The sequence below is a fragment of the Baekduia sp. genome (assembly GCF_035318805.1).
GTDB lineage: Bacteria > Actinomycetota > Thermoleophilia > Solirubrobacterales > Solirubrobacteraceae > Baekduia.
In genome coordinates this window covers 53372-76723 of record NZ_DATHDY010000017.1, presented here as the reverse complement: position 1 = coordinate 76723, position 23352 = coordinate 53372, and the positions used below count along the sequence as shown (strand labels likewise).

The following is a 23352-nucleotide window of genomic DNA, read 5'->3' as shown; positions in this document are numbered from 1 at the left end:
ATGGCCCGCGGCAAGAAGGGCGCCGAGGGCGCGCCCGAGCCCGGCGGCATCCGCCTCAGCTCCCACCCGCGCGCCCGGCGACAGATCCGCATGGCCAAGGGCTGGAGCGGCCTGCTCTGCTTCGGGCTCGTGCTGTACCTCTCCCGCGGGGCCGGCCTCCCGTTCGCCGACGCGCTGCTGCGCGGCGTGTTCGGTGGGATCGCCGGCTACCTCGCCGCGTGGATGATCGCCGTCACGGTCTGGCGCCACCTCGCCCTGGCCGAGCTCGAGGACCTGCGACTCCGCCTCCTGGCCAAGATGGAGGCCCAGGCCGCAGCGGCCGAGGCCGCCGCCGCGGAGGCCGCCGCCCGCAGCGGCGACGCCACGAAGCCCCCGACGATGGTGTCGCAGCGCTAGGCGGCTGACCCGTGGGCGATCGCATCGACCCGATCACCCCGCGTCCGCCCACCGCTGCGGCGATCCACTCCATCCGCCGCAGCGACGGCTCTCCCGAGAAGCGCGACCGCGACGGCTCCGAGCCGCGCAGGCGCAAGCCGCCGCCGCCCCCGCCGCCGCCACCACCGGACGACGGCCGGCCGCACATCGACGTCCGCGTCTGACACCCGTCCAGAGCGCCATGGACAGCCCTCAAGCGCACGGAGGGCCCCGCCGATCACCGGCGTAGAAGCAAGGAGCGACATGGAGTCGCTCCGGGACCAAACACCCATCGTCATCAAGGAGATCGACGCATGTCCCTTCGCATCACCCACAACGTGGAGGCGTTCAACGCCTACCGCAACCTCAACGCGACCTCGACGCAGATCAGCAAGTCGATGGCGCGTCTGTCGTCCGGCTACCGGATCAACTCCGCTGCCGACGACGCCGCCGGCCTGGGCATCTCCGAGGGCATGCGCTCGCAGATCCGCGGCCTGGCCCAGGCTCAGCGCAACACGCAGGACGGCATCTCGATGGTGCAGACCGCGGAGGGCAACCTCGACGAGGTGCACTCCATGCTGCAGCGCGTCCGTGAGCTCGCCGTGCAGTACAAGAACGGCTCGCTCGACGCGACCGCCCGCACCGCCATCCAGGGCGAGGTCAACCAGCTGGCGTCCGAGATCAGCCGCATCGGCTCCTCGGCGCAGTTCAACGGCCTCAACCTGCTGAGCGGCGCGAGCACCGTGTCGTTCCAGGTCGGCGCCAACGACGGCCAGCAGATCGGCGTGGGCCTGATCGACCTGGCCACCAAGGTCGGCACGTCCTACTCGTCGCTGTCGACGACGGGCGCGTCGGACATCTCCGAGATCGACGGGGCGATCGCCAACGTCAGCGCGGCGCGAGCCGACTTCGGCTCGGTCCAGAACCGCCTCGAGCACTCGCTCGCGGTGTCGGCCTCCTACCAGGAGAACCTGACGTCGGCCGAGTCGCGGATCCGCGACGTGGACATGGCCGACGAGATGGTCTCGTTGACCAAGAACCAGATCCTCTCGCAGGCCGGCACGGCCATGCTCTCGCAGGCCAACCAGGCCCCGCAGAGCGTGCTGCGCCTCCTGGGCTAGCACGCCAGGATCTCAGTACCAGCATCGGCGCGGGGCGGTCTTCGGACCGCCCCTTCGTCGTTCTCATGACCCGCCGCTGAAGGATCGGCGAAGGAAGCCGATCACCTTGGGGAATGAGCGTCGAGAACGTGATGGCTCGCATCGCCGAGCTGGACCGCTCGCTGGTCCGGCAGCCGGCCCCCGCCACCGGGGCCGGATCGACGTCGTTCGCCACGATGCTCCAGGGCCAGGCGCTCTCCTCCACGCCCGCCGGCGCGGCGGGCGCGACCGGCGCCGCCCTCGGGTTCTCCGGCGGCACCGCCGGCCAGCGCGCGCTGGCCTTCGCCCAGGCCGAGGTCGGCGTCACCGAGCAGCCGCCGGGCTCCAACGACGCGCCGCGCATCGCCCAGTACCGCCAGGCCACGGCCGGCAGCGGCATCGGGCCGTGGTGCTCCTACTTCGTGTCCTGGGCCGCCCAGCAGGCGGGCGCGCCGCTCGGCGAGGCCGGCCAGGGCTTCGGCTCCGTCGACGCCGTGGCGTCCTGGGCGCAGCGGACGGGGCGCTTCAACGCGGCCGGCTCCGGCGTGCCGCCGGCCGCCGGCGACCTCGTCGTGTGGGGCGGCCGGCACATCGGGATCGTCGAGTCCGTCGACCCCGACGGCACGATCCACACCATTGAGGGCAACAGCTCCAACATGGTGACGCGCCGCACGCACGGCGCCGACGGCGACGGCGCCACGGGCTACGTGCGCCTCGGCTAGGACATCCGTCCTCAAGCTGGGCCGGAGCGCGACCGATCCACTCGTCTGGATGACTCCCTCCCCGCGCGTGACGCTCGGTGTCGCCACCTACTCCCGCGACACCTACCTCGCCGAGGCCGTGGCCTCGTGCCTGGCCCAGGACTACGAGGACCTCGAGGTCCTCGTGGTGGTCGACGGCTCCGTCAACCCCCGCATCGACGAGATCCTCGCGACGTTCGACGACCCGCGCCTGCGCGTCGTGCGCCACGAGGTCAACCGGGGGATCGCCGAGGCCTACAACACGATCATCCGCGAGGGGCGCGGCGAGCTGATCGCCATGCTCGGCGACGACGACGTCAGCCTGCCCGACCGCATCAGCCGCTCGGTCGCGATCTTCGACGCGCACCCCGACACCGGCATCGTCCACGGCAACGCCACGATCGTCGACGAGCGCGGTGTGCAGCGGGGGCGGTGGCAGAGCCGCGACTTCACTCCGGCCGAGCTGATGCGCCACCTGGTGCGAGAGCACTGCACGCTCGTCGACCCCTCGCGCATGGTGCACCGTCGCGTCTACGAGGCGGTCGGCGGCTATGCGGCGGAGTACACCGTGGCCCAGGACTTCCACTTCTGGCTGCGCGCTGCGCCCGAGTTCCGCTTCCGGCACGCGGGTGCCGAGCCGCTCATCCACCTGCGCCGCCACGGCGACAACGGGTCGGGCGACGACACGATGGCCGAGCAGGTCGAGCAGGTCGGGTCCGCGCTGCTGGAGACCGTCGACCGGATCGGCCTGCGCCGGCTCGTGCCGGAGGTCGACTGGGCGATCCTGCATCCGGACGCCGCGCGCCGCCGCGCGCTCGAGCTGCTGGCCGGCGCCGTGGAGCGGCGCGCGCTGCCGCTGCCGCGCCTCGCGCGCCGGCTGCGGCGTCAGGCCGCCGGCGTACCCGCCGCGCCGGCGCCGCGCCGCGACAAGGGCCGCCTGCTGATGACGGCGTTCGGCTGGAACGACAGCGGCGGCGGCACGATGCTGCCGCGCTTCGCCGCCAAGGAGCTCGTGCGCCGTGGCTGGGACGTCACCGTCTTCCACGCCGCGGTCGCGGCGGACCCGTCGGGCGTGCCCTACGCCCTGCGCGAGTGGGAGGAGGACGGCGTCCGCCTCGTCGGCGTCCACAACCGCCCCAGCGCGCTGTACGACACGAGCCGCCCGGACCGGGAGCTCGACGACCCGCCGATCACGACCGCGTTCGCCGACGTGATGGACCGCCTGCGGCCCGACGTCGTGCACTTCCACAACCTGCACAACCTCGGCGCCGAGCTGATCGACGTCGCCGCGGCGCGGGGCGTGCCGTCCTACTTCACCACGCACAACTACTGGCTGGTCTGTCCGCGCGCGTACCTGCTGCGCGGCGACGGCGCGCTGTGCGACGGCCCGGGCGACCGCGGCGCCGACTGCGCCACGTGCCTCGGCAGCCACGACGCCGCGGGCTACCAGGCCCGGCTGGCGGGCATCCGCGACCGGGCGTCGCGCGGCCTCACGACCGTGCTCACGATCTCCGACGCGGTCCGCCGCGTGCTGATCGACCAGGGCTACCCGGCCGACATGCTCGACGTCGTCCGCCAGTCGGTTCCCGCGATGGACGAGGCGTGGGAGCGCGTCGGCCGCGACCGCCGTCCCGGACGCCGCGACGGCGGGGCGCTGACCGTGGGCTTCTTCGGCTCCGCCTACGCGCACAAGGGTCCCCAGCTGCTGGTCGAGGCCGCGCAGCGCACGCAGCACCGGATCTCCGTCCGGATCCACGGCGAGCTGCCGGCGCCCATGCGCCAGCGACTCGAGGAGCTCGACGGCCGCGGGGCTGCCGAGCTGCACGGGACGTTCAGCCCCGACGAGCTGCCCGGCCTGCTCGCCGGCGTCGACGCCGCCGCGCTGCCATCGGTGTGGTGGGACTGCGCGAACCTCGCCGCACGGGAGTGCCTGGCGGCGCGCGTGCCGCTGCTGGCCCCGCGCATGGCCGGCCTGGCGGAGGCGATCACCGACGGCGTCGACGGCCTCGCGTTCGACGGCGGCGACGTCGACGGGCTCGCCCGCCAACTCGACCGCCTCGCCTCCGAGCCCGGGCTCCTCGAGCAGCTGCAGCGCGGCATCGAGGCGCCGAGAAGCTTCGCGCGGTTCATCGACGACTACGAGGCCTACTACGCCGGCGCGCGCCCCGGCCGCGTCGGACCTGACGGCGAGCCCCCGCTGGCGGTCGCGTGGACCGGCGACCAGGACGCGCCGACCAGCCTCGCGCACATCAACCGCGAGGTCTGCGACGTGCTGGAGGCCGATCCCTCGTTCGTCGTGCGCCGCCGCGCCGCCGACCGGCCGGCGCCGCCCGCCCCGCTGCCGCACACGGCTGACGTCGAGGTCCGCCACGCCTGGCCGCCCGACCTCCGTCCGCCGGCATCCGGCCATCTCGCGCTCGTCCAGCCGTGGGAGTTCGGGTCGATCCCGGCCGCCTGGGTGGAGCCGCTGAAGACGGTCGTCGACGAGCTGTGGGTCCCGTCGGAGCACGTGCGGGCCATGTACCTCGACGCCGGCCTGGACGGCGACCGAGTGGCGGTCGTGCCCAACGGCGTCGACCTGGAGCGCTTCGCGCCGGAGGGCCCGAAGCTCGACCTCCACGCGCCGGGCCTGCGCCTGCTGTTCGTCGGAGGCGCGATCGCCCGCAAGGGCATCGACCTGCTGCTGGACGCCTATGGGGAGGCCTTCGCCGGCCGCGACGACGTCACGCTGGTGGTCAAGGACTTCGGCGCCGACGGCGTCTATCGCAACGCTGACCGCGCCCAGCTGGAGCGCATGGCGGCCGGACACGATCCCGCCCACCCGCGGGTCGTGCACCTCACCGAGGTGCTCAGCGCCGACGACGTCGCCGCGCTGTACCGGTCCTGCGACGTGCTCGTCCATCCCTACCGCGGCGAGGGCTTCGCGATGCCGGTGCTGGAGGCCATGGCCTGCGGCCTGCCGAGCGTCGTCACCGCGGGCGGCCCGACCGACGAGTTCTGCCCCGCCGAGGCCGGCTGGCGCATCCCGTCGGTCCGCGCGCTGGTGCCGGGACGTCGCATCGGCGACCTGCCGCTGGCCGGCGAGGCGTGGATGCTCGAGCCCGACCGCGACGCGCTCGTGGCGCTGTTGCGCGACGTCGCCGCCGCGGGCGCCGACGAGCTGCGCCGCCGCGGCGCGATCGCCCGCGCGGCCGCCGAGGCCTACGGCTGGGACGCCGTGGGCCGGCAGTACGCGCAGCGCCTCCACGGGCTGGCCGCGCGGCCGCCGCGCCTGGCGGCCGAAGGCCCGTACGGGATCCCCTTCGACGGGCAGGGCACACGCCTGCTCGCCCTGCCCGCCTTCCGCGGCGCCGACCGGCTGGCCGAGCTGTTGGCGGCGTGGGCATCGGCGGTGCCGGCGGGCACGCCCGCCACGCTCGTCCTGGTCGCCGATCCCGACCGCGACGGCGCCCCCGAGCAGATCGAGGGCCACGTCGTGGCCGCCGCGCAGGCCGCCGGCGTCGACCTGGACGCCTGTGCCGACGTCGAGATCCACCTCCTGCCCGCGACCGCCGGCCGCGACGCGGCGCTGCACGCCGGCGTCGACGGCTTCGTGCCGCTGCACGGCGCGTCGGCGGGCCACGCCCGGCGCGCGCGTGCCGCCGGCACGGCCGTGGTGGAGCCGGACGCGGCGAGCATCGCGGCGTTCCTGGCGGCGGCGGCGCGCGCGCCGGCCCTGGCGACCTGAGCGATCCGTCCCTTTTCGCAGCACCACCGCAAATAGGGGCCTGACCCCTTGACGCAGTGTGTGTGCGAATAGGGGTCTGTCCCCTTGACGCAGTGTGTGTGCGAATAGGGGTCTGACCCCTTGAGGTGCTACCGGGTGGGGTAGCTCAGGCCGAGAGGCGGGACGTCGACGCGGCCGGTGCGGTCGGTGACGGTGCCGATGCGGCGGGAGCCCGTGTGGTGGGATGCCAGCAGGGCCGCTGCCTCGTCGGCGTGGGCCTCGGGCACGGTCGCCACGAGGCCGCAGCCCATGTTGAAGACCTCCCACATCTCGGGCGCCTCGACGGCGCCGAGCCGGGCCACCAGGTCGAAGATCGGCGGGATCGGAAGCGGATCCTCGATCGCGTAGCCGGCCCCGAGGCGCAGCAGGTTGGTCACGCCGCCGCCGGTGATGTGCGCGAGACCGTGCACGGGGATGCCGGAGCGCAGGAGGTCGAGCACCGCGCGCACGTAGATGACCGTGGGCTCCAGCAGCGCGTCGGCGACCGAGGCGCCGTTCAGCTCGGCGGGGCGGTCGTCGAGGGCGAGGGACGGGTGGGTGGGTCCGGGTTCCTGCAGCGCCCGGCGCGCCAGCGTGTAGCCGTTGGAGTGCAGGCCGCTGGACGGCACGCCGATCAGCGCGTCGCCGGGAGCGATGCGGTCGCCGAGGACCAGGGCGTCGAGCGAGACCGTGCCGATGGCGGTCGCGCAGAGGTCGAAGCCGTGCGGCGATGGGTGGCCGCGGATGAGCTCGGGCAGCACGGCCAGCTCGCCGCCCGGGATCTCGCAGCCCGCCGCCTCCGCGCCGACCTTCAGCCCCTGGCCGATGCGTGCCAGGGCGCTCGGGTCGACCTGCTCGACGGCGAGGTAGTCGACGAGCGCGATCGGCTCGGCGCCGACGCAGATGAGGTCGTTGACGTTCATCGCGACGCAGTCGATGCCGACGGTCTCCAGCCGGTCGGCCTGCTCGGCGACGACGAGCTTGGAGCCGACGCCGTCGGTCGAGATCGCGATGCCGAGGTCGTCGGTAACGCGCAGGACCGAGGCGTAGTGGCCGCTCGGGACCACCGAGCGCGACGGGCGGCCCAGCTCGATCGTGCGCAGGACGCCGACCAGGGCGCCGACGCCCTCGTCGGCGTGGTCGGTGTCGACACCCGCTGCGGCGTACGCGTCGCTCATGGGCGGATCGTCGCAGACAACCCCGCCTGGCGACGTGGCCGCGTCGCTCATGCGCGGGATCGTCGCAGATGGCTCAGCGCCGCGGCCGCGAGCACCACGCGCTCCAGCGCGGCGGGGCGCACGGAGGTCGACGACCGCAGCGGCGCGGCGGCGAGGGTGGCGGCCAGCGCGGCGGCCGCGCCCGCGGCGAACGGCGCGCGCAGGTCCGGCGCCAGCCCCCGCCGGGCCAGGCGCCAGGCCTTGAGCCCGGTCGCGCCGGCCACGATCGGCAGGCCCGCCTCGCGGCCGAGGGTGAACGCGGAGCCGCGGTCGAAGCCCCGCAGGCGCGCTGCGGCCACCGTCACGCCCAGGCGCGAGAGCCCCGGCCACAGCGCGAGCGTCTGGGCGAGCCCGAGCGCCAGCGCGTCCGTCGCGGTGGCGTCGGCCGCGCCGCGGCGCTCGCCGCCGACCGCGTCGGCCACCAGGAGCAGCACCGAGCCGGCGATCAGCCCGGCGGCCGTGGCGCGCACGCCGCCCAGCCGCCGCTCGATCGTGTCCTCCAGCAGGAAGCCGACCGCGGCGGGCGGCCCGGTCGTGATCGCCGCGAAGCAGGCCGCCGGACGGTCCACCAGGACGAGCAGGCCGGCCAGCGTGCCCGTGTGGAGCGCGACCTCGAACGCCTTGCGCACGTCGGCGGGCAGCCGCGCCGACGGCCAGTCCATGAGCTGCGGGATCAGCGCGACGTGCGCCGAGGACGACACCGGCACGAGCTCGGCCGGGCCGTGCAGCGCGCCCAGTGCCACCGCGTGGGCGAGCGGCAGGCGCGGCGGCTCAGGCGGCATCCTCGGCGGCCGCGGCGGTGCCGTCGGTCCCGCGGTTCTTCCACCACCGGTAGCCGAGGTAGCCGGCGCCCGCGACGATCAGCACGACGACCGTGTAGTCGACGAAGTGCAGGTAGTTGCGCAGGTCCTCCCAGTTGTCGCGCGCGGCGTAGCCGGCAAGCACGAGCCCGGCGTTCCAGGGCAGCGCGCCGAGGAAGGTGAGCACCGCAAAGCGCTGGAAGGGCATGCGCGCGATGCCGGCGGGCAGGGAGATGAACGTGCGCACGATCGGCAGCATGCGGCCGAAGAACACGGCCTTGTCGCCGTGGCGCGCGAAGAAGGTGTCCGCCCAGGCCAGGTGCTTGGGCGAGATGTGGACGAGCTTGTTGTGCTCCAGCAGCTCGATGCGCCCGTAGTAGCCGGCCGCGTAGGCGACGCAGGAGCCGACGAGGTTGGCGAAGGTCGCCACCAGCGCCGCGGCCCACCACGGGTAGGCGCCGTCGCTGGCGGCGAAGCCGGCGAACAGCATCGTCGGCTCCGACGGGATCGGGATGCAGGCGCTCTCGGGCGCCATCAGCAGGAAGATCCCCGGGAGCCCGATGTCGTCGACGACGTTCGTCGTGAGCTCCGCGAGCTTGTCGGTGACGGAGGCGAGGACCAGGGCGGCGGCGAGGAACACGGTGCACAGGCTATGCGTTGCACCCCGGCGCCGTGGTCCTGCGCGCTCAACCCGAGGGGACGCGATGCCGATCACGAAGACTGTATGTCCTCCGTGCCGCGCGTCACCGTCGTCGTCTCCGCGTACAACCTCGCGCGCTTCCTGCCCGCCGGGCTCGACAGCGCGCTCGCGCAGGACTGGCCCGCCGACGCGCTGGAGATCGTCGTCGTCGACGACGGCTCGACCGACGAGACGCCGCAGGTCCTCGCACGCTACGCGGGCCGCATCACGACCGTGCGCCAGCCCAACGCCGGGCTGGTCGCAGCGGTCGACCGAGGCCTGGCCGAGGCGACGGGCGACTACATCGCGCTCCTCGACGCCGATGACGAGTGGCCCGCCGACCGCGTCCGCCGGCAGGTCGAGTTCCTCCAGGCGAACCCTGCCGTCGGACTCGTCCACGGCGACATGGAGGTGATCGACGCCGACGGGGCGGTCATCACCCCGTCGTTCTTCGCAGACCGCGGCTACCAGCCCACGAGCGGTCGGGTCCTCGGCCGGCTGCTGGCCGGCAACTTCATCTCGGGCGGCGCTTCGATGTTCCGGGCCGCGCTCCTGCCCGCGCTCCTCCCCATCCCGACGGACGCGGCGTACCCGGACTGGTGGCTGGCGGCGAACGTCGCGGCGATCGCCGAGATCGCGCATCTGCCCGGCGTCTTCAACCGCTACCGCTTCCACGGCGCGAACATGGGCCTCGGTGCGAGCCCGGAGCGCATCGACGTGACCCTCGCCCAGGAGATCCCTTGGCGGCGCTGGATGCTGCGCCATCTCGTGGACGACGCCACCGTGACCTCGCACGACCTGCTGGCGGCGTTCCGCTCCTGGGAGCATGGGCTCCTGCGGGCGACCGCGTCGGCGCGGGGCGGAGCGCGTGCGCTGGCCCCCGTGGACGCCGACCAGCGCGAGCGGGCAGGCCGGCTCGCCGCTGAGGGTGCCGGCGCGCTGCGGGCCGGCGCGGCCGGGGCCGCCGTCCGCCTGCTGCTGCAGGCACTGGCCGAGGATCCGTGGGACGGCGCCGCGCGCTTCGATCTCGAAGCGGCGCTGCGCGCGGTCGGCGAGGCTGAAGCCGCCGCTTCCGCGCCCGCGGCGGCGGTCTCTGCGCTTCCGGTCCGTGGCCGTGTCACGCTCGCCTGGGCGGCCGAGCTCGTCGCCGATCCCTCGCTGCTGCGCGGCTACGGCGCGGCCGTCGACGGGGCCGACGACGCGACCCTGCTCGTGCTGACCCGCGACGATGCCGAGGTCGAGCCGCTCGTGGCGCTCGTGGAGGCGCTCGGCCTCGACGGACCCGACGCGGCGGACATCCTGGCTGAGTCCGAACCGGCCACCCGGCCGGCGCAACTCTGGCTCGCGGCGCGGGCCGAGGGCGTGCTGGGCGCGGCGCCGGAGGGCTGGACCCTGCCGGCCGTGAGCCTCGGGGCTACCGCGCAGGGCTGAGCGCGCCCTGGGCGCGCTGCACCGACAGCCGGCACGCCTCGTCGTCCGGGGCGACGACGGTCGCACGCTGAAACCACCGCAGCGCCTCGGCGTGGTCGCCGGCTCGCTCCGCCGCCTGGCCGAGGACCTCGAGCGCCTCGAGACGGTCGGGGTCGCGCCGGAGGGCTCGGCCGGCGGCTGCACGGCAGCCGGCGACGTCGCCCTGGGTGAGCGCGATCACCGCCAGATCGGTGCCGGCCAGCGCGGCCAGGTCGTCGTCCTCGACCGTGTCGGCGACCGCGCGCAGGGCGGCGGCGGCCGCTGCGAGGTCGCCCTCCTGGACACGCTCCTCGGCCCACGCCACGCGCTCGGCGGGCGGGAGCGTCTCGCCGTCGAACGCCCGGCGTGCGTCGGGGTCCAGCGGATCGGCGGTCAGCGCCGGCAGGACCCGGCCGTCGGAGAGCAGTGCCCGGCACGCTCCGGGGTCACGCCCCTGGCCGGTGATCTCCTCGAGCCAGCTCTGCCCGGCGATCTGCGCCGCGTAGGCCGTGTTCTGCTCGAACCGCACCCAGGCGCGGCGCACGTCGAATGGGGTGACGCCGGAGAGATCGAGGTGGCCGAGCATCCAGCGGCGGAAGCTGTTGTCCTGGCGCAGCGTCGGCAGCAACCGCTGTCCGCTGGTGCCGCCGTTCATGTTGTCGCTGTGGATGCGGTAGCGCACGAGCGGCTCGTCGACGACCTCGATCTCGGCCACCTCCGCGGTGCGCAGCGCCAGCCACCAGTCCTGGCACCAGGCCTCCGGCGGGAACGGCAGGAGGTGGTTGACGAGGGACCGCCGGAAGATGATGGACGGGGCCGGCGCGAAGTTCTGCTGGAGGAACGCCCCGAGGGCGCGACCGCGCGGCGGATCGAGATCGTGGTGGCGGAAGTAGGACGGTGCCGTCTGCCGCCCGTCGGCGTCCATCAACTCCATGTCGGAGTAGACGAGCCCCACCTCAGGGCGCGCCAGCAGCACGCCGACCTGGCGACGCAGCTTCTCGACGTGCCAGATGTCGTCGGCGTCCAGGATGGCGACGTACTCTCCGCGCGCCTCGGCGATGCCGCGCGTCGTCGCGGCGGTGAGCCCCGCGTTGGCCTGCGTGACCACTCGCAGCCGCTCGCCATAGCGCGCGAGGACCGCCGGCGTGTCGTCGGTGGAGCCGTCGTCGACCACGACGACCTCGACGTTCTCGTGGCTCTGGGCGAGCGCGCTGTCGATCGCGAACGGCAGGAACCGCGCGTAGTTGTAGGCGCACACCACGACCGTCACCAAGGGCGCGGCCGGGCACGCATCGGAGGGAGGCGTCACCCCCTCTTGGTCGGCCGGCGAAAGGGCCGGCTTGAGGCGGCTCAAGCCGCGCGGTGGGCGGCCGATCCCCCGGGGTGGTGATCCCTTCCGCGCTCCAGCACGGCCACGGCATCGCGGCCGCGGTCGCGCCGGACGAACGTCCCGAGACGCTCGCTGCCGCGCTCGACGAGGCCGAGGCGCGCTTCGGCGTCGACGAGCCGCGCGCCGTCGCGGCGCTGATCGCCGCCCTGCTGCCGCGGCTGGAGGGCCATCCCGCGTTGCTGGCGCGGGCCTATCACGACGTCGCGGTCATCGCGCATGCGATCGGCGATCTCCCGCAGGCGGCTGCGCTGTTCGAGCTCGCCCTGGCCGCCGAGCCGGAGAGCACCGATGCCCTGGAGGATTTCGCCGCCATGCTCACCGAGGCGGGCGAGCCGGTCCAGGCCATCACGCTGTGGTCGGCCGCCGCCCGGATCCGCGGTGACGCGCCGGAACCCTGGCTGGGGTGGGCCCGGGCGGCGGCGGCCGCCGGCGAGTGGCCGCAGGCGCTGGCGGCCGCGCGGCGGGCAGGCGCGCTCGGTGCGCCGGGACCCGAGGTCGCGGCGCTCCAGGAGCAGGCGCTCCAGGGCGGAGCGTCCGCCACCGAGCCGGCGGCGGCCACGCGGCCCGGGCGCCTGCTGATCGCCGTCGAGCAGTTCCATCCCACCAGCGGCGGGACCGAGCGGCTGGCCGAAGATGCCGCCATCGCGCTGCGCGATCTCGGCTGGGAGGTCGAGATCGTCACCAACAGACTCGAGCAGCGCACGTTCGCCGAGCATCGTGGTCTGGCCGTCCACGAGCTCGATCCCGCCCAGGCCGGCCGGCAGCTTCCGGCCCTCATCCGCGAGCGGGGCTACGACGCCGTCCTGTCGTTTCCGGCGCCACTGCGCTGGCCGATGGCCGCGACCCTCCAGGCGCCCCACCCGCGGCCGCGCGTCGTGGTGGTGCCCTGCATCAACGAGATGGTCGACCGCGACCTCCGCGCCGATCGCCGGCGCCTTCGCCTCCACGGCGGGCTGCTGGCCGGCGCCACCGCGATCGGGCATTCGTCGCTCCAGGGCCTCGACGCGCGGCTGTGCGAGGACCTGGGCCTGGCGTCGGCCTATGTGCCGAACGCCGTGCACCGCCGGGCGCCGGACACCGAAGCGCCGGCACGGCTGGGTCTGGCCGCCGGCGAGCCCTTCCTGCTCGTCGTGGGCAACCAGTGGCCGGAGAAGGACCACCTGGGACTGCTGGCGCACCTCGCCGCGCACGACGACGACGTCCGCGTGGTCCTGGTGGGCCATCCGGTCGACGAGCATCCCGACCTGGCGGCGGAGATCGCCCGGCGCGCCACCGCTGATCCACGCGTCGTCGCGGCCGGCGGCGCGACCCCCGAGGAGGTTGCCGGACTCATGGCGGCCGCGTCCCTGCTGCTGCTCCCTTCCGCGGCCGAGGCCACGCCGCTGGTCATCCTCGAAGCCATGAGCCACGGCCTTCCGTGGCTCGCGACGCCCCACTGCGGTGCCGTCCACGACCACGCCGGCGGACTCATCGTCGCGCTCGACGGGTTCCTGCCCGCCGCGCGACGGGTCCTGGCCGACGGCGCGGCGCGCGCGGCGCTCGGCGCAGCCGGGCACGACCACTGGGCGGCCTGTTACACGTGGGAGCAGATCGCCACGCGCTACGACGCGCTGCTGCGCGGGGTGCACGATCTCCCGCCGCTGCGCGCCCCCGAGCACGCGGTGGCGGCGACCGCAGCGGTCCGGGCCGCCGTCCGCGGCGCCTGAGCCGCGGGCTGATCGCGATCGCGTCGCCGCCGCCCACGGGCGGGCTGCACCACGTCAGACGGCGATGGGACCGACGCGGCGCGCCTCGTCGGGGGTGCCCAGCGCGACCACGTCGGCGGCGTCGATGGTCACCAACCGGATGTCGTGGCCCTGCTCGATGAGCGTCGTGTAGAGGGGCGCGACGTAGCGTTCGCCGCGGCCGCCGCCCGCGGTGCTCAGCGGCGTGGCGTCGTAGGCGGCGCGGTAGGTCGCCAGGTCGCGGAAGGCGTACAGGCCCACGGACGCGTGCGGGGAGATGCGCTCCTTCTCGGCCACCGCGGTGACGCGGCCCGCGGCGTCGGCGGCCACGAAGCTCCAGCCGTCGCCCTGCCCCGGGAAGCATGGGATGCAGCCGTCGGCCCGCACCGTGGCGGGGCCGAGCACGCCGGGCCGCACGTGCGTGTCGATGTTGTAGATGACGAGGCGCTCACGGTCATCGACGTGCTCGGCGGCGGCGAGGACGGTCTCGGCCTGGCCCGACGTCACGCCGTCGAGCTGCACCACGGTCGGGCGACCCAGTCCCGACTGCGCGCACTCGCGCCGCGCGAAGTCCGCCAGGCCGGCGTCGTCGCGCCGGCCGACGAGGACGAGTCGCGCGCCGTCCTCGACGTACCAGCGGAGGCTGTCCATGGCCCAGTGAAAGAGCGTGCGCCCCCGGACGCGGAGGCGATACTTCGGAACGGCGTACCCGGCCTCCCGGAAGCGCCGGCTCTCGCCGGCCATGGTCACGACGACGGCGGTCACGCAGCCACCGACTGCGGCGCGCGAGCGTCGGCGGCGCGGCGCGCGAGCGCCGAGACGATGCCGAGCCCGCGTACGACGAAGGCCAGCTGCGAGAGCGGCCGATCAGGGTGCAGCGGTGCCATCGTGAGGAACAGCAGCGCCTGGATCAGCGCCACGCGCGGCGCGTCGGCGCCGAGCAGCCGGTCGGCGCGGCGGCGGTGCAGGGCCTTGACCGCCCGCTGGGTGGCGGTGAGCCGTACGTCGAGGTGCGCGGCACCCGGCGTGAGGTCCAAGGTGAACAGGCCGCGCAGCAGGTGGTCGTAGTCGCCCTCGATGCTGTGGGCGAGCTTGGCATGGTCATAGAGCGGGTCGCCGTGCAGATCCAGCTCGCCGAACGCGCCCCGCGGATCGACGAGGCGCACGATGCCGTTGCGGCGGTCGTACAGGATGTTCGACAGGCAGAGGTCGCCGTGGATGATCCCCATCGCCCGTGGCGCGCAGAGACCGAGTGCGTCGCCGAGCTCGGGCAGGATGGCCAGGGCGCCGTCGAGGCCGAGTCCCGGGCGTCCGTCGAGCGCCAGGTGCTCGCCGCGCAGCGGATCGAAGGCCGGGTCTGACAGCACCGACGCGAGGCGCTCCTCGGTCTTGGTCACGTACATGGCGCGCAGGGCCCGTGTGCAGTCGGCGTCGCTCAGCAGCAGGCGCTCGCCGTGCAGCCGGCGCGAGGCATCCTCGACGGAGGCGAGCGCAAGGTCCCACCCGCCGACGTCCCAGTCGCCGTGCAGATACGCGTCGGCCAGCGGCGGATAGCCGTAGTACTCGAGGTCGACGAACGCCTCGTCGGCCGTGCCGCCCTGGTCGAGCACGCGCGGGGCGAGCATGGCGACGGGCGGCGGGAGCCGTTGGTACCAGGCCACCTCCCGCCGCAGCTTCGCCGCATCGGTGCTGCGCTTGCGCAGGACGCCGCTGCGCGCGTCGACCTCGATGTCGTTGAACACGCGGCGGTCGATGAACAGCCGCTGGCGCGTGCGGTAGTAGGTGTCGACGTGGCCGAAGTCGTGCCAGACCTCGGCGGCGTACAACGCGGCGGCGCCCCGCGCGGCCACGTAGCGCCGGACGGCCACGTAGAGCGGCTCGACCCCGTCGACGGCGGCCGCGACGGCCGCGGCGAGCTCGTCGCGGAACGCGGCGGGATCGGCGAAGGCGAACGCGCCGACGAACACGGGAAGGGGATCGCCGCCCTTGTCGGTGTCCTTCTCCACGACCCGGGCGATGCCGCCCTCGGCGTCGGTGTGGAAGGCGGTCCAGCGGTAGGCGTCGGCCTCGAGGCGATAGGCGATCGCGTCTCCGGTGACCGGCAGGCCGGGAACCAGCGTGTCGGCGAAGTTGACGACGAGCCGGGAGGCGGCGCCGAGGTCCTCGGCGGCCACCGCGTGAAGCACGGTCTGCCCCAGCGAGGAGGTGGGGCCGACGTCGACGACCGAGATGCCGCCGACGTGGGCGGCGGCGGCGAGCAGGAGGTCGAAGCGCTCGTGCCCGGCGACGATGGCCCGGGAGCTCTGCCGCGCGGCATCGAGGATGTACTGCATGGCCATGCGGCCGTCGAGCGGGATGAGCGCCGGCGGGATCGTGCCGAAGTCCGCCTGGAGCTCGGGTGCGACGAGTCGCGCGCTGGGGATGACGATGAGATCCGACACGGGCGCCGCTCGCCTACGCGGCGATGCCCGTCGAGCGGCGAGCCGCGGCGCGAAACCGCTGAAGCTGCGTCACGGTGTGATCCAGGTGGCCTTCCCCGAGCCCCGGGTAGCAGCCGATCCAGAGGGTCCGCGCCGCGACGAGGTCGGTCGTCTCCAGCGAGCCGATCACGCGGTGCCGCACATCGCGGTAGGCGGGCTGGCGCAGGAGGTTGCCGGCGAACAGCAGGCGGGTCGCGATCCCCGCGGACTCGAGGTGGTCGACGAGCGCGGCGCGGCCGAACGGCGCGTCCGGGCGTACGGTGACGGCAAAGCCGAACCACGACGGGTCCGACCCGGGGGTGGGGTCGGGGAGGATCAGGACGTCCTCCAGGTCGGTGAGCGCCTCGCGCAGGTAGGCGTGGTTGGCGCGCCGGGCGGCGATGAAGCCGTCGAGCCGGTTCAGCTGCGCGATGCCGACGGCGGCCTGCATGTCGGTGGCCTTGAGGTTGTAGCCCAGGTGCGAGTAGACGTACTTGTGGTCGTAGCCCTCCGGGAGCGTCCCGAAGCGCTGTGAGAAGCGCTTGCCGCAGGTGTTGTCGCACCCCGGGTCACACCAGCAGTCGCGCCCCCAGTCGCGCACGATCTCGACGATGCGCTTCATGAGTCCCCGGTTGGTGAGCACCGCGCCACCCTCGCCCGTGGTGATGTGGTGAGCGGGATAGAAGGAGAGCGTTGCCAGATCGCCGAACGTTCCGACCGGCTGGTCGTCGTAGGTCGCGCCGAGCGCGTCGCAGCAGTCTTCGACGAGCATGAGGCCATGGCGGCGGCACAGCTCGGTCACGGCGCCGACGTCGAACGGGTTGCCGAGCGTGTGAGCGAGCACGACCGCGCGCGTGCGGTCCGAGATCGCCGCCTCCAACTGCGCGGGATCGATGTTGTACGTCGGCAGCTCGACGTCGACGAAGACGGGGACCAGCCCGTTCTGCACGATCGGGTTGACCGTCGTGGGGAACCCGGCCGCGACGGTGATCACCTCGTCGCCGCCGACCAGGCGCCGGTCGCCGAGAAGGGGGGAGGTCAGTGCGGTCACGGCGGCGAGATTCGCCGACGACCCCGAGTTGACCATCATCGCGTGGCGCAGGCCCGCGCGGCGCGCGAGCGCGCGCTCGAACCGCTTGGTCTCGGGGCCCGCGGTGAGCCAGAAGTCGAGGCTGGTCCGGACGAGCTCGACGACCTCCTCGGGGCCGAACACCTTCCCCGACACCGGCACCGACGGGTCCGCCGGATCGAACGACCGCGCCGGATGATGCTCGGCCGCGTACTGCGCGACGAGGTCGAGGATGTGCTCGGCGGAGGGGGCCATGCCCTGGCAGTCGGTCGTCTGCACACGCAACTTGAGACGCCCGGTGCCGCTCCGACCGCCGTTCAAGCGCCCTCGGCGGGTGCCGATAACCGGAGGGATGTCCCTCCCTCCACCCTGGGATGCCCCCAAGGTCGTGCTGCTCTGCGGCGGCATGGGCTCGCGCATGCGCGAGGAGACCGAGTACCGCCCCAAGCCGATGGTGGAGGTCGGAGGCCGGCCGCTGCTCTGGCACATCATGAAGCTCTACGCGGCGCACGGCCTCACGGACTTCGTCTGCTGCCTCGGCTATCGCGGGGCGATGATCAAGCAGTACTTCCTCGACTACCACGCGCTGCGCTCCGACATGACGGTGTCGCTGGCCAGCGGCGACGTCGAGTACGCCTCGGGCGAGGTCGACGACTGGCGCGTCTCGCTGGTCGACACGGGCCAGGACGCGATGACCGGAGCGCGCGTCAAGCGCGTCGAGCATCACCTGGGCGGCGCCGACGTCTTCCTGTGCACCTACGGCGACGGTCTCGCCGACGTCGACATCCGGGCGCTGGTGGACTTCCACCGTTCGCATGGCCGGCTCGCCACGGTCACCGGCGTCTATCCGCCCTCGCGCTTCGGCGAGCTGGCGACCGATGGCTCGCAGGTCACGAGCTTCGTCGAGAAGCCGGCCGGCGAGGCCCGGATCTCGGGCGGGTTCTTCGTCTTCGACCGGGCGGTGCTCGACCGCCTGTCGCCCGCCTCCGGCTGCGTGCTGGAACGCGAGCCGCTGGAGGGCCTGGCCGCCGACGGCGAGCTGTGCGTCTTTCCCCACGACGGCTTCTGGCAGTGCGCCGACACGGTGCGCGACGTCGAGCACCTGCGTGGCCTGTGGGATCGCGGCGACGCACCGTGGCGCGTGTGGGACGACCGCACCGAGTCCGCAGCGGCGCCGCATCCGGGCCGCCGTCAGAGCGACCGGGTGGACGCCCTCCTGAGGGCCGCCGGGACCCGATGAGCGCGCTGAGCGCCGCTCGCGCCGAGCAGGGCCGCAGGATCGTCATCGAGGCGGCCCTGGCCGCCGGCACCTGTCACATCGGCAGCTCGCTGTCGATCGTCGACGTCCTGGCCGTGCTCTACGCCGATGTCCTTCCGGCTGCCCCCGGCGGTCGTGACCATCGGTTCCTGCTCTCCAAGGGCCACGCCGCCTCGGCGCTGTACGCGACGCTCGCCACGGCCGGCGTGCTCGATCCCTCCGAGGTCGTCGCGGGCTACTGCGCCGACGGCGGCTCCTTCGCGGGCCATCCCGAACGCGGCGTGCCGGGCGTCGAGATGACCGGCGGCTCGCTGGGGCACGGCCCGGCGATCGCGCTCGGCATCGCGCTGGCCGAGCGGGCCGCAGGCACGGGGCGGCGAACGTTCTGCCTGGTCGGCGACGGTGAGCTCAACGAGGGCTCGGTGTGGGAATCGCTCGCGCTGGCGGGATCGCTGCGCCTGGCCGGTCTCACCGTGGTCATCGACGCAAACGGCCTGCAGGGGCTCGGCCCGACCGCCGAGGTCCTCGACCTCGAGCCGCTGCGCCCGAAGCTCGAGGCGTTCGGATGGGAGACGCGCGAGGTGCCCGGCCACGACCATGAGGCCCTGGCGGCCGCGCTCGGCGATCCCGCTGCCGGACCGTGCGCGGTGATCGCCCGTACGACCAAGGGGTACGGCATCTCGTTCATGGAGGACGAGCTCATGTGGCACTACCGCTCGCTGCGCGAGGCCGATCGTGAGCGGGTCCTGGCCGAGCTCGACGCGCGAGCCATCGCATGAGGGACGCGTTCTTCGAGGCGCTGGTCGAGGTCGCGCGCGACGACGAGCGCGTGTGGGCGCTGACCGGCGATCTGGGCATCGGCCTCTTCGACGAGTTCGCGCACGCCGCACCAGGGCGGTACCTCAACGTCGGCATCGCCGAGCAGAACCTCGTCGGCGTCGCGGCCGGCCTGGCGTACGCCGGTCAGGTGCCTTTCGCCTACTCCATCGCGCCGTTCGTCACGTCGCGCCCGCACGACCAGATCCGCGTCGACGTCGCCATGGCACGCGCCAACGTGAAGCTCGTGGGCGTCGGTGGCGGGCTGGCGTACGGCCATCTCGGCCCGACGCACCACGCCATCGAGGATCTCGCGCTGATGCGCGCGCTGCCCGGAATGACCGTGCTGGCGCCCGGCGACCCGAGCGACGTCCGGCGCGCCGCGCGCGCCGCGGCGGCCATGGACGGCCCCGTCTACCTGCGGCTCGGCAAGAACGGCGAGCGCGACGTCCTCCCGGACGGCACCCCCTTCGTGGTCGGCCGCGCCACCACCGTCCGCGAGGGCTCCGACATCACGTTGGCCTCCACCGGCGCGATCCTGCCCGAGGCGTTGGCCGCCGCCGACGCGCTGGCCGCGACGGGCATCCGGGCCGCGGTGCTGCATTTCGGCACCGTCAAGCCCTTCGACGGCGAAGCGCTGGCCGCTGCGTCGGCGAGGACGGGCGCCGTCATGACGATCGAGGAGCACTCGATCATCGGCGGTCTCGGCTCCGCCGCCGCCGAGACGCTCGCCGAGCACGGAACGGGCGCCCGCCTCCGCCGCCTCGGGCTGCCGGATGCCTTCGCGCACGCCGTGGGCAGCCGCGAGCATCTGCTCGCGCACTTCGGGATCGACGCGGCCGGCGTCGTGCGTGCCGCGCTGGAGCTCCTGGAGCGCCGGAGCCCCCTGCGGGCGGCCGCATGAGCCGGGCCGCCCTCGACGCGGCGGCAGGGATCGCCGCGCAGCTGCTCGAGCCGCTCCGGGGCCGCGCGATCCACATCAGCGGCGCCTCCGGGTTCCTGGCGGCGAACCTCGTCGCCCTGCTGCACGAGGCCGACCGCGCCGGCGACCTGGGTCTGCGCCTCTACGCGTCCGCCCGTCGCCCCGTCGCGGACGTGGCGCTGTTTGAGTTCCTCGAGGTCACGCCCGAGGTCGTGTGGGAGGTGGCCCCCGTCGAGCGCGCGGCGCTGCCGTCCGAGCCCGGGCTGATCGCGGTGCACGCCGCGTCGTTCGGGGCGCCCAAGGACTACCTGCGCGAGCCGGTGGCGACCTTCCGCGCCAACACGGACGGCCTCGTCGAGGTCTTCGCCCAGGCAGCACGCCACCGTGCCGGGCACGTCGTGTACTTCAGCAGCGCGGAGGTCTACGGCCAGCCGCCGGCGGCGGCGATCCCGACGGGCGAGCGCTTCGCCGGGGGTCCCGACCTCGGCTCGCCCCGGTCGATCTACGCGGAGTCCAAGAGGATGGCCGAGGTGCTCGGCGTCACGCTCTCGGCCGAGTACGACCTCCCGTTCACCGCCGTGCGGCCGTTCAACCTGTACGGACCCGGCCAGCGCCTCTCCGACGGGCGGGTCCCGCTGGAGTTCATGCGGCTCGCCGTCGAGCAGGGCGCCGTCGAGCTCGCCGGCGACGGCACGCCGACACGGAGCCCGTGCTTCGTCTTCGACGGCCTGCTGCAGGTCGTCGCCTGCCTGTCGCCCGCCACCGAAACCAGGGCCTACAACATCGGCGATCCGACCAAGGAGCTCACCATGGGCGAGCTGGCGCGGCGCTGCGCCGCCGTCGCGGGGCTGGACGCCGAGGCGGTCGGCATGGCCGCCGAGCCGGCGAACGCCGGTCTGGCGCGGGCGGTCCCGGACGTCTCCGCCGTGATGGCCCTGACCGCCCGTGCGCCGGCGCCGTTCACGCCGCTCGACGACGGGCTCCGGGCACTGCGATCGTGGGTGCAGTGGGCGGGCGTCCATGCTTGAGCTCGCCGCGCAGCTCACCTGCCGGCTGTCCGGCGAGCCGCTGAACGACGCGCGCGTCGTGCTCGACCTCGCCGACTGCCCGTTGCCGGGCGTCTACCCGCCCACCGCCGAGGCCTCGGTTCTCCTGCGATCACCGCTGCGCGTCGTGCAGGCCGCCGGCAGCGGGCTGGTGCAGCTCGCTCATCGTTTCGATCCCGCCATCTATGGCGAGTACGGCTTCGCCGCCGACACCAGCGTCGCCTATCGCCGTCATCTGCGGTGGTTCGCCGATCAGGTGGCCGGCGCCTGGCCGGCCACGGCGGCGGTGCTCGAGGTCGGGTGTGGCGACGGCCTGCTGCTCGACCTCCTGGGCGTGCACGGCTTCGCCGACCGCACCGGCGTGGATCCCGGGCGGGCCGCCGGCCGGCGGGCACCGGGAGAGATCGTGGGCGGGTACTTCCCCGACGCATTGGACGCCGCGGCGCCCGACCGCCGCTATGACCTGATCGTCCTCCGCCACGTGCTCGAGCACATCGAGACGCCCGTCGCGTTCGCGGCGGCGCTCGCGCAGCGGCTGGCCCCCGGCGGCGAGGTGTGGATCGAGGTGCCCGACCTCGACGCGACGCTCGAGCGCGAGCTCTGGAGCAACCTGTACCAGCTGCACTGCAACTACTTCGACGCCGCGACGCTCGACGCGCTCGCCGGCACGGCGGGGCTGGTGCGCCTCAGCGGCGAGCTCGTCGACGTCTTCGGTGGGTCATTGCTGCACCGCTACGGTCGCGGCACCTCCGGTCCCATCGCGCAGCCGCCCGACCGGGACGGCCTGGCCGCGAGCATCGGAGCCTTCCGCGACCGCCTCGCCCGCCTGGCGGCGTGCCTGCCGGAGGACACGGTCGGCTACGGGGCAGCCGAGCGCACCGCGATGACGCTCGGGGCCGCCCCCGAGCTCGCAGCGCGCCTGCGGGCCCTCTTCGACGGCAACGCGCTGCTCGGAGGCCGGTTCCTCGCCGGCACCGCGCTGCCGATCGCCCCGCCCGAGGCGCTCTACGCGTCCGCTCCCCGGGCGGTCGTGCTGTTCGCGGTCTCGCACCGCGAAGAGATCCTGCGTGAATGGAGGACCCGCCTCCCGGTCGAGACGCTGGTCGCGGTCGCGGGGCAGGACACCGAGTGCACGCCCCTCGGTCGGCTGGTCGCCCCATGACGCAGCGCGGCGTCTGCGTGGCGATCCCGGTCAAGAACGGCGCGGCGTACCTGGCCGAGGCGATCGAGAGCGTCCTGGCGCAGGATGGGGTCGACCTCTCGGTGCGCGTGATCGACAACGGCTCCGACGACGCCTCGCGGGCGATCGCCGAGCGCTACGCGGCGGCTGACCCGCGGGTCACCACGGCGCGCAATCCGGTCGACGTCTTCTACTACGGCAGCCTGAACCGCGCGCTGGCCGAGACCGACAGCGAGTTCTTCGTCCCCTTCGCCGCCGACGACGTCATGCACCCCGGCAACCTGGAGCGCAAGGTCGAGGCGCTGGTGGCGTCGGGGGCCGGCTTCGCCCACTCGCCGGCCCGCGTGATCGACGCCGACGGCGCGCCGCTCGACGTCTGGCCCGATCATCGCGAGACCCCCGCGCTGCTGCCCGCCCCGGAGTTCTTCGCCCGGCTGATGCCGCGCAACGCCGTGGCGTGCCAGTCGGTCGTGGCACGCACGACCGCGCTGCGCGAGATCGGCGGGTTCGACGGCCGGTCCTACTACGCCGCCGACTGGCTGGCGTGGATGCGCCTCTCGCTGCGCGCGCCGGTGGTCACGGTGCACGATGCGCTCATCGACAACCGCGTCCACGCGCAGACCGGGACGAACACCGCGGGCGCGGCGGGTCTGAACGGCCGCGACGTTCCGGTCACCCTGGACCACGCCTTCTCCGACGAGCGGCTGCCGGCCGCCTACGCCGACCAGCGCGATCCGATGGTCGCGCTGGCGTTCGTCGACGCGGCCAACACGCTCAGCCGCTCGGGCATCCTGCGCCTGGCCCAGGGCTGGTCGGGCTACATGGCCATGGGGCGCGCGCTCCAGCGCCGTCCCGATGACGCCGGGCTGCGCGCGCAGTACGCGGCCAAGGTCACCGAGGCGGGGCTCGTGGCACCGGAGCTGCCCTGGGCGGGGGTCGCCCGGGCGCCGCAGGACGCGGCGGACGCCGCCGCGCTCGGCGAGGCCGTCGAGACCCTGGAGGGTCTCCTGGCCAGCCTGACGGTCGCCGTGGAGCCCGACGCGCTGGACGGTGCGATGGCGCTGCTGGAGCCGGTGTTCGGCGAGACCGCGCTCCCCGTGGCGGTGACGCCGGGCGTGAGCGACGCCGACCTGCTGGTGCCCGGCCGGTTGACGCTCGCACGTTGGGGCTCCGAGCTGGTGAGCGCCTCGGAGGCCGCGGGGGTCCCGGTCTTCCCCTACGCCTTTCCGCAGCCCTTCGCTCGCCGGCCGGACCCAGGGCTCTGGGAGACCGTCGACCCGGCGGGCTGCCTCGCCTGAGCGGCGC

Annotated in this window: 20 protein-coding genes; 13 read left to right on the top strand and 7 right to left on the bottom strand. The window is 74.2% G+C overall.

The genetic code is table 11. From position 1 onward, the window contains the following. The 5 genes from VK501_RS04245 (at position 1) to VK501_RS04225 (ending at position 6020) form a co-directional block, all read left to right on the top strand. Positions 1-396 carry a hypothetical protein gene (locus tag VK501_RS04245; protein ID WP_324334970.1) on the top strand — a complete coding sequence of 132 codons (396 nt, stop codon included), beginning with the start codon at positions 1-3 and terminating at the stop codon, positions 394-396. 11 nt (positions 397-407) lie between these two features. Continuing rightward, on the top strand, positions 408-599 hold the full coding sequence (locus tag VK501_RS04240) for a hypothetical protein (protein WP_324334968.1): 192 nt from the start codon (positions 408-410) through the stop codon (positions 597-599). A 129-nt stretch (positions 600-728) separates the two neighbouring features. Further along, a complete protein-coding gene (locus VK501_RS04235; protein WP_324334966.1) occupies positions 729-1535 on the top strand; it encodes a flagellin in 807 nt (268 codons plus the stop codon). A gap of 113 nt (positions 1536-1648) precedes the next feature. Continuing rightward, a complete protein-coding gene (locus tag VK501_RS04230) occupies positions 1649-2275 on the top strand; it encodes a CHAP domain-containing protein (RefSeq protein WP_324334964.1) in 627 nt (208 codons plus the stop codon). Positions 2276-2324: 49 nt separating this feature from the next. Next, positions 2325-6020: a glycosyltransferase gene (locus VK501_RS04225; protein ID WP_324334962.1), complete on the top strand. Its 3696-nt coding sequence runs from the start codon at positions 2325-2327 to the stop codon at positions 6018-6020. A gap of 128 nt (positions 6021-6148) precedes the next feature. On the opposite strand, the gene purM is transcribed toward VK501_RS04225, so the two are convergent. From purM to VK501_RS04210, 3 genes are read right to left on the bottom strand one after another with little or no spacing between them, the layout of a single operon-like run. After that, on the bottom strand, positions 6149-7216 hold the full coding sequence (gene purM / locus VK501_RS04220) for a phosphoribosylformylglycinamidine cyclo-ligase (RefSeq protein WP_324334960.1): 1068 nt from the start codon (positions 7214-7216) through the stop codon (positions 6149-6151). A gap of 47 nt (positions 7217-7263) precedes the next feature. Continuing rightward, positions 7264-8037 carry an undecaprenyl-diphosphate phosphatase gene (locus VK501_RS04215; RefSeq protein WP_324334957.1) on the bottom strand — a complete coding sequence of 258 codons (774 nt, stop codon included), beginning with the start codon at positions 8035-8037 and terminating at the stop codon, positions 7264-7266. Next, positions 8027-8695 (bottom strand): DedA family protein, encoded by a 669-nt coding sequence (locus VK501_RS04210; protein WP_324334955.1) that lies wholly within the window; start codon positions 8693-8695, stop codon positions 8027-8029. Before VK501_RS04210 ends, VK501_RS04215 begins: the two co-directional genes overlap by 11 nt. Positions 8696-8779: 84 nt before the next feature. Here VK501_RS04210 and VK501_RS04205 point away from each other — a divergent pair, with 84 nt between their 5' ends. Next, positions 8780-10165 carry a glycosyltransferase gene (locus VK501_RS04205; protein WP_324334953.1) on the top strand — a complete coding sequence of 462 codons (1386 nt, stop codon included), beginning with the start codon at positions 8780-8782 and terminating at the stop codon, positions 10163-10165. Here the strand turns inward: VK501_RS04205 and VK501_RS04200 are convergent. After that, positions 10149-11492 (bottom strand): glycosyltransferase, encoded by a 1344-nt coding sequence (locus VK501_RS04200; RefSeq protein ID WP_324334951.1) that lies wholly within the window; start codon positions 11490-11492, stop codon positions 10149-10151. The genes VK501_RS04205 and VK501_RS04200 overlap by 17 nt on opposite strands. Positions 11493-11566: 74 nt before the next feature. Between VK501_RS04200 and VK501_RS04195 the strand changes: the two genes are divergently transcribed. After that, positions 11567-13279, top strand: a complete 1713-nt coding sequence (locus VK501_RS04195) for a glycosyltransferase family 4 protein (protein ID WP_324334949.1) — start codon at positions 11567-11569, stop codon at positions 13277-13279. A 54-nt stretch (positions 13280-13333) separates the two neighbouring features. Here the strand turns inward: VK501_RS04195 and VK501_RS04190 are convergent, their stop codons facing one another. From VK501_RS04190 to rfbH, 3 genes are read right to left on the bottom strand one after another with little or no spacing between them, the layout of a single operon-like run. Continuing rightward, a complete protein-coding gene (locus VK501_RS04190) occupies positions 13334-14062 on the bottom strand; it encodes an NTP transferase domain-containing protein (RefSeq protein ID WP_324334947.1) in 729 nt (242 codons plus the stop codon). Next, entirely contained in the window at positions 14059-15738 is a 1680-nt protein-coding gene (locus VK501_RS04185; protein WP_324334945.1) for a hypothetical protein, read from the bottom strand. Before VK501_RS04185 ends, VK501_RS04190 begins: the two co-directional genes overlap by 4 nt. 13 nt (positions 15739-15751) lie before the next feature. Continuing rightward, the gene (rfbH, locus tag VK501_RS04180; RefSeq protein WP_324334943.1) at positions 15752-17080 is read right to left on the bottom strand and encodes a lipopolysaccharide biosynthesis protein RfbH; all 1329 of its coding nucleotides are present in this window, start codon (positions 17078-17080) and stop codon (positions 15752-15754) included. Positions 17081-17177: 97 nt separating this feature from the next. Here rfbH and rfbF point away from each other — a divergent pair, with 97 nt between their 5' ends. The 6 genes from rfbF to VK501_RS04150 are packed head-to-tail and all read left to right on the top strand — an operon-like array spanning position 17178 to position 23345. Next, positions 17178-18065, top strand: coding sequence for a glucose-1-phosphate cytidylyltransferase (gene rfbF / locus VK501_RS04175; RefSeq protein WP_324334942.1), 888 nt, complete (start codon positions 17178-17180; stop codon positions 18063-18065). Continuing rightward, the gene (locus VK501_RS04170) at positions 18062-18862 is read left to right on the top strand and encodes a transketolase (protein ID WP_324334941.1); all 801 of its coding nucleotides are present in this window, start codon (positions 18062-18064) and stop codon (positions 18860-18862) included. Before rfbF ends, VK501_RS04170 begins: the two co-directional genes overlap by 4 nt. Further along, positions 18859-19803, top strand: a complete 945-nt coding sequence (locus VK501_RS04165) for a transketolase family protein (protein WP_324334939.1) — start codon at positions 18859-18861, stop codon at positions 19801-19803. The genes VK501_RS04170 and VK501_RS04165 overlap by 4 nt, the downstream gene beginning before the upstream one ends. Next, positions 19800-20849: an NAD(P)-dependent oxidoreductase gene (locus VK501_RS04160; protein WP_324334937.1), complete on the top strand. Its 1050-nt coding sequence runs from the start codon at positions 19800-19802 to the stop codon at positions 20847-20849. The genes VK501_RS04165 and VK501_RS04160 overlap by 4 nt, the downstream gene beginning before the upstream one ends. Next, positions 20842-22029, top strand: coding sequence for a class I SAM-dependent methyltransferase (locus VK501_RS04155; RefSeq protein ID WP_324334935.1), 1188 nt, complete (start codon positions 20842-20844; stop codon positions 22027-22029). Before VK501_RS04160 ends, VK501_RS04155 begins: the two co-directional genes overlap by 8 nt. Then, positions 22026-23345 carry a glycosyltransferase family 2 protein gene (locus VK501_RS04150; RefSeq protein WP_324334933.1) on the top strand — a complete coding sequence of 440 codons (1320 nt, stop codon included), beginning with the start codon at positions 22026-22028 and terminating at the stop codon, positions 23343-23345. The genes VK501_RS04155 and VK501_RS04150 overlap by 4 nt, the downstream gene beginning before the upstream one ends. Positions 23346-23352 lie beyond the last annotated feature (7 nt).

What these genes read in the sequence shown, in the direction of transcription:
- VK501_RS04245 (WP_324334970.1), top strand. Translation starts at nt 1, where the DNA reads ATGGCCCGCGGCAAGAAGGGCGCCGAGGGCGCGCCCGAGCCCGGCGGC.
- VK501_RS04235 (WP_324334966.1), top strand. Translation starts at nt 729, where the DNA reads ATGTCCCTTCGCATCACCCACAACGTGGAGGCGTTCAACGCCTACCGC.
- VK501_RS04230 (WP_324334964.1), top strand. Translation starts at nt 1,649, where the DNA reads ATGAGCGTCGAGAACGTGATGGCTCGCATCGCCGAGCTGGACCGCTCG.
- VK501_RS04225 (WP_324334962.1), top strand. Translation starts at nt 2,325, where the DNA reads ATGACTCCCTCCCCGCGCGTGACGCTCGGTGTCGCCACCTACTCCCGC.
- purM (WP_324334960.1), bottom strand. Translation starts at nt 7,216, where the DNA reads ATGAGCGACGCGTACGCCGCAGCGGGTGTCGACACCGACCACGCCGAC.
- VK501_RS04215 (WP_324334957.1), bottom strand. Translation starts at nt 8,037, where the DNA reads ATGCCGCCTGAGCCGCCGCGCCTGCCGCTCGCCCACGCGGTGGCACTG.
- VK501_RS04205 (WP_324334953.1), top strand. Translation starts at nt 8,780, where the DNA reads ATGTCCTCCGTGCCGCGCGTCACCGTCGTCGTCTCCGCGTACAACCTC.
- rfbH (WP_324334943.1), bottom strand. Translation starts at nt 17,080, where the DNA reads ATGGCCCCCTCCGCCGAGCACATCCTCGACCTCGTCGCGCAGTACGCG.
- rfbF (WP_324334942.1), top strand. Translation starts at nt 17,178, where the DNA reads ATGTCCCTCCCTCCACCCTGGGATGCCCCCAAGGTCGTGCTGCTCTGC.
- VK501_RS04170 (WP_324334941.1), top strand. Translation starts at nt 18,062, where the DNA reads ATGAGCGCGCTGAGCGCCGCTCGCGCCGAGCAGGGCCGCAGGATCGTC.
- VK501_RS04165 (WP_324334939.1), top strand. Translation starts at nt 18,859, where the DNA reads ATGAGGGACGCGTTCTTCGAGGCGCTGGTCGAGGTCGCGCGCGACGAC.
- VK501_RS04160 (WP_324334937.1), top strand. Translation starts at nt 19,800, where the DNA reads ATGAGCCGGGCCGCCCTCGACGCGGCGGCAGGGATCGCCGCGCAGCTG.
- VK501_RS04155 (WP_324334935.1), top strand. Translation starts at nt 20,842, where the DNA reads ATGCTTGAGCTCGCCGCGCAGCTCACCTGCCGGCTGTCCGGCGAGCCG.
- VK501_RS04150 (WP_324334933.1), top strand. Translation starts at nt 22,026, where the DNA reads ATGACGCAGCGCGGCGTCTGCGTGGCGATCCCGGTCAAGAACGGCGCG.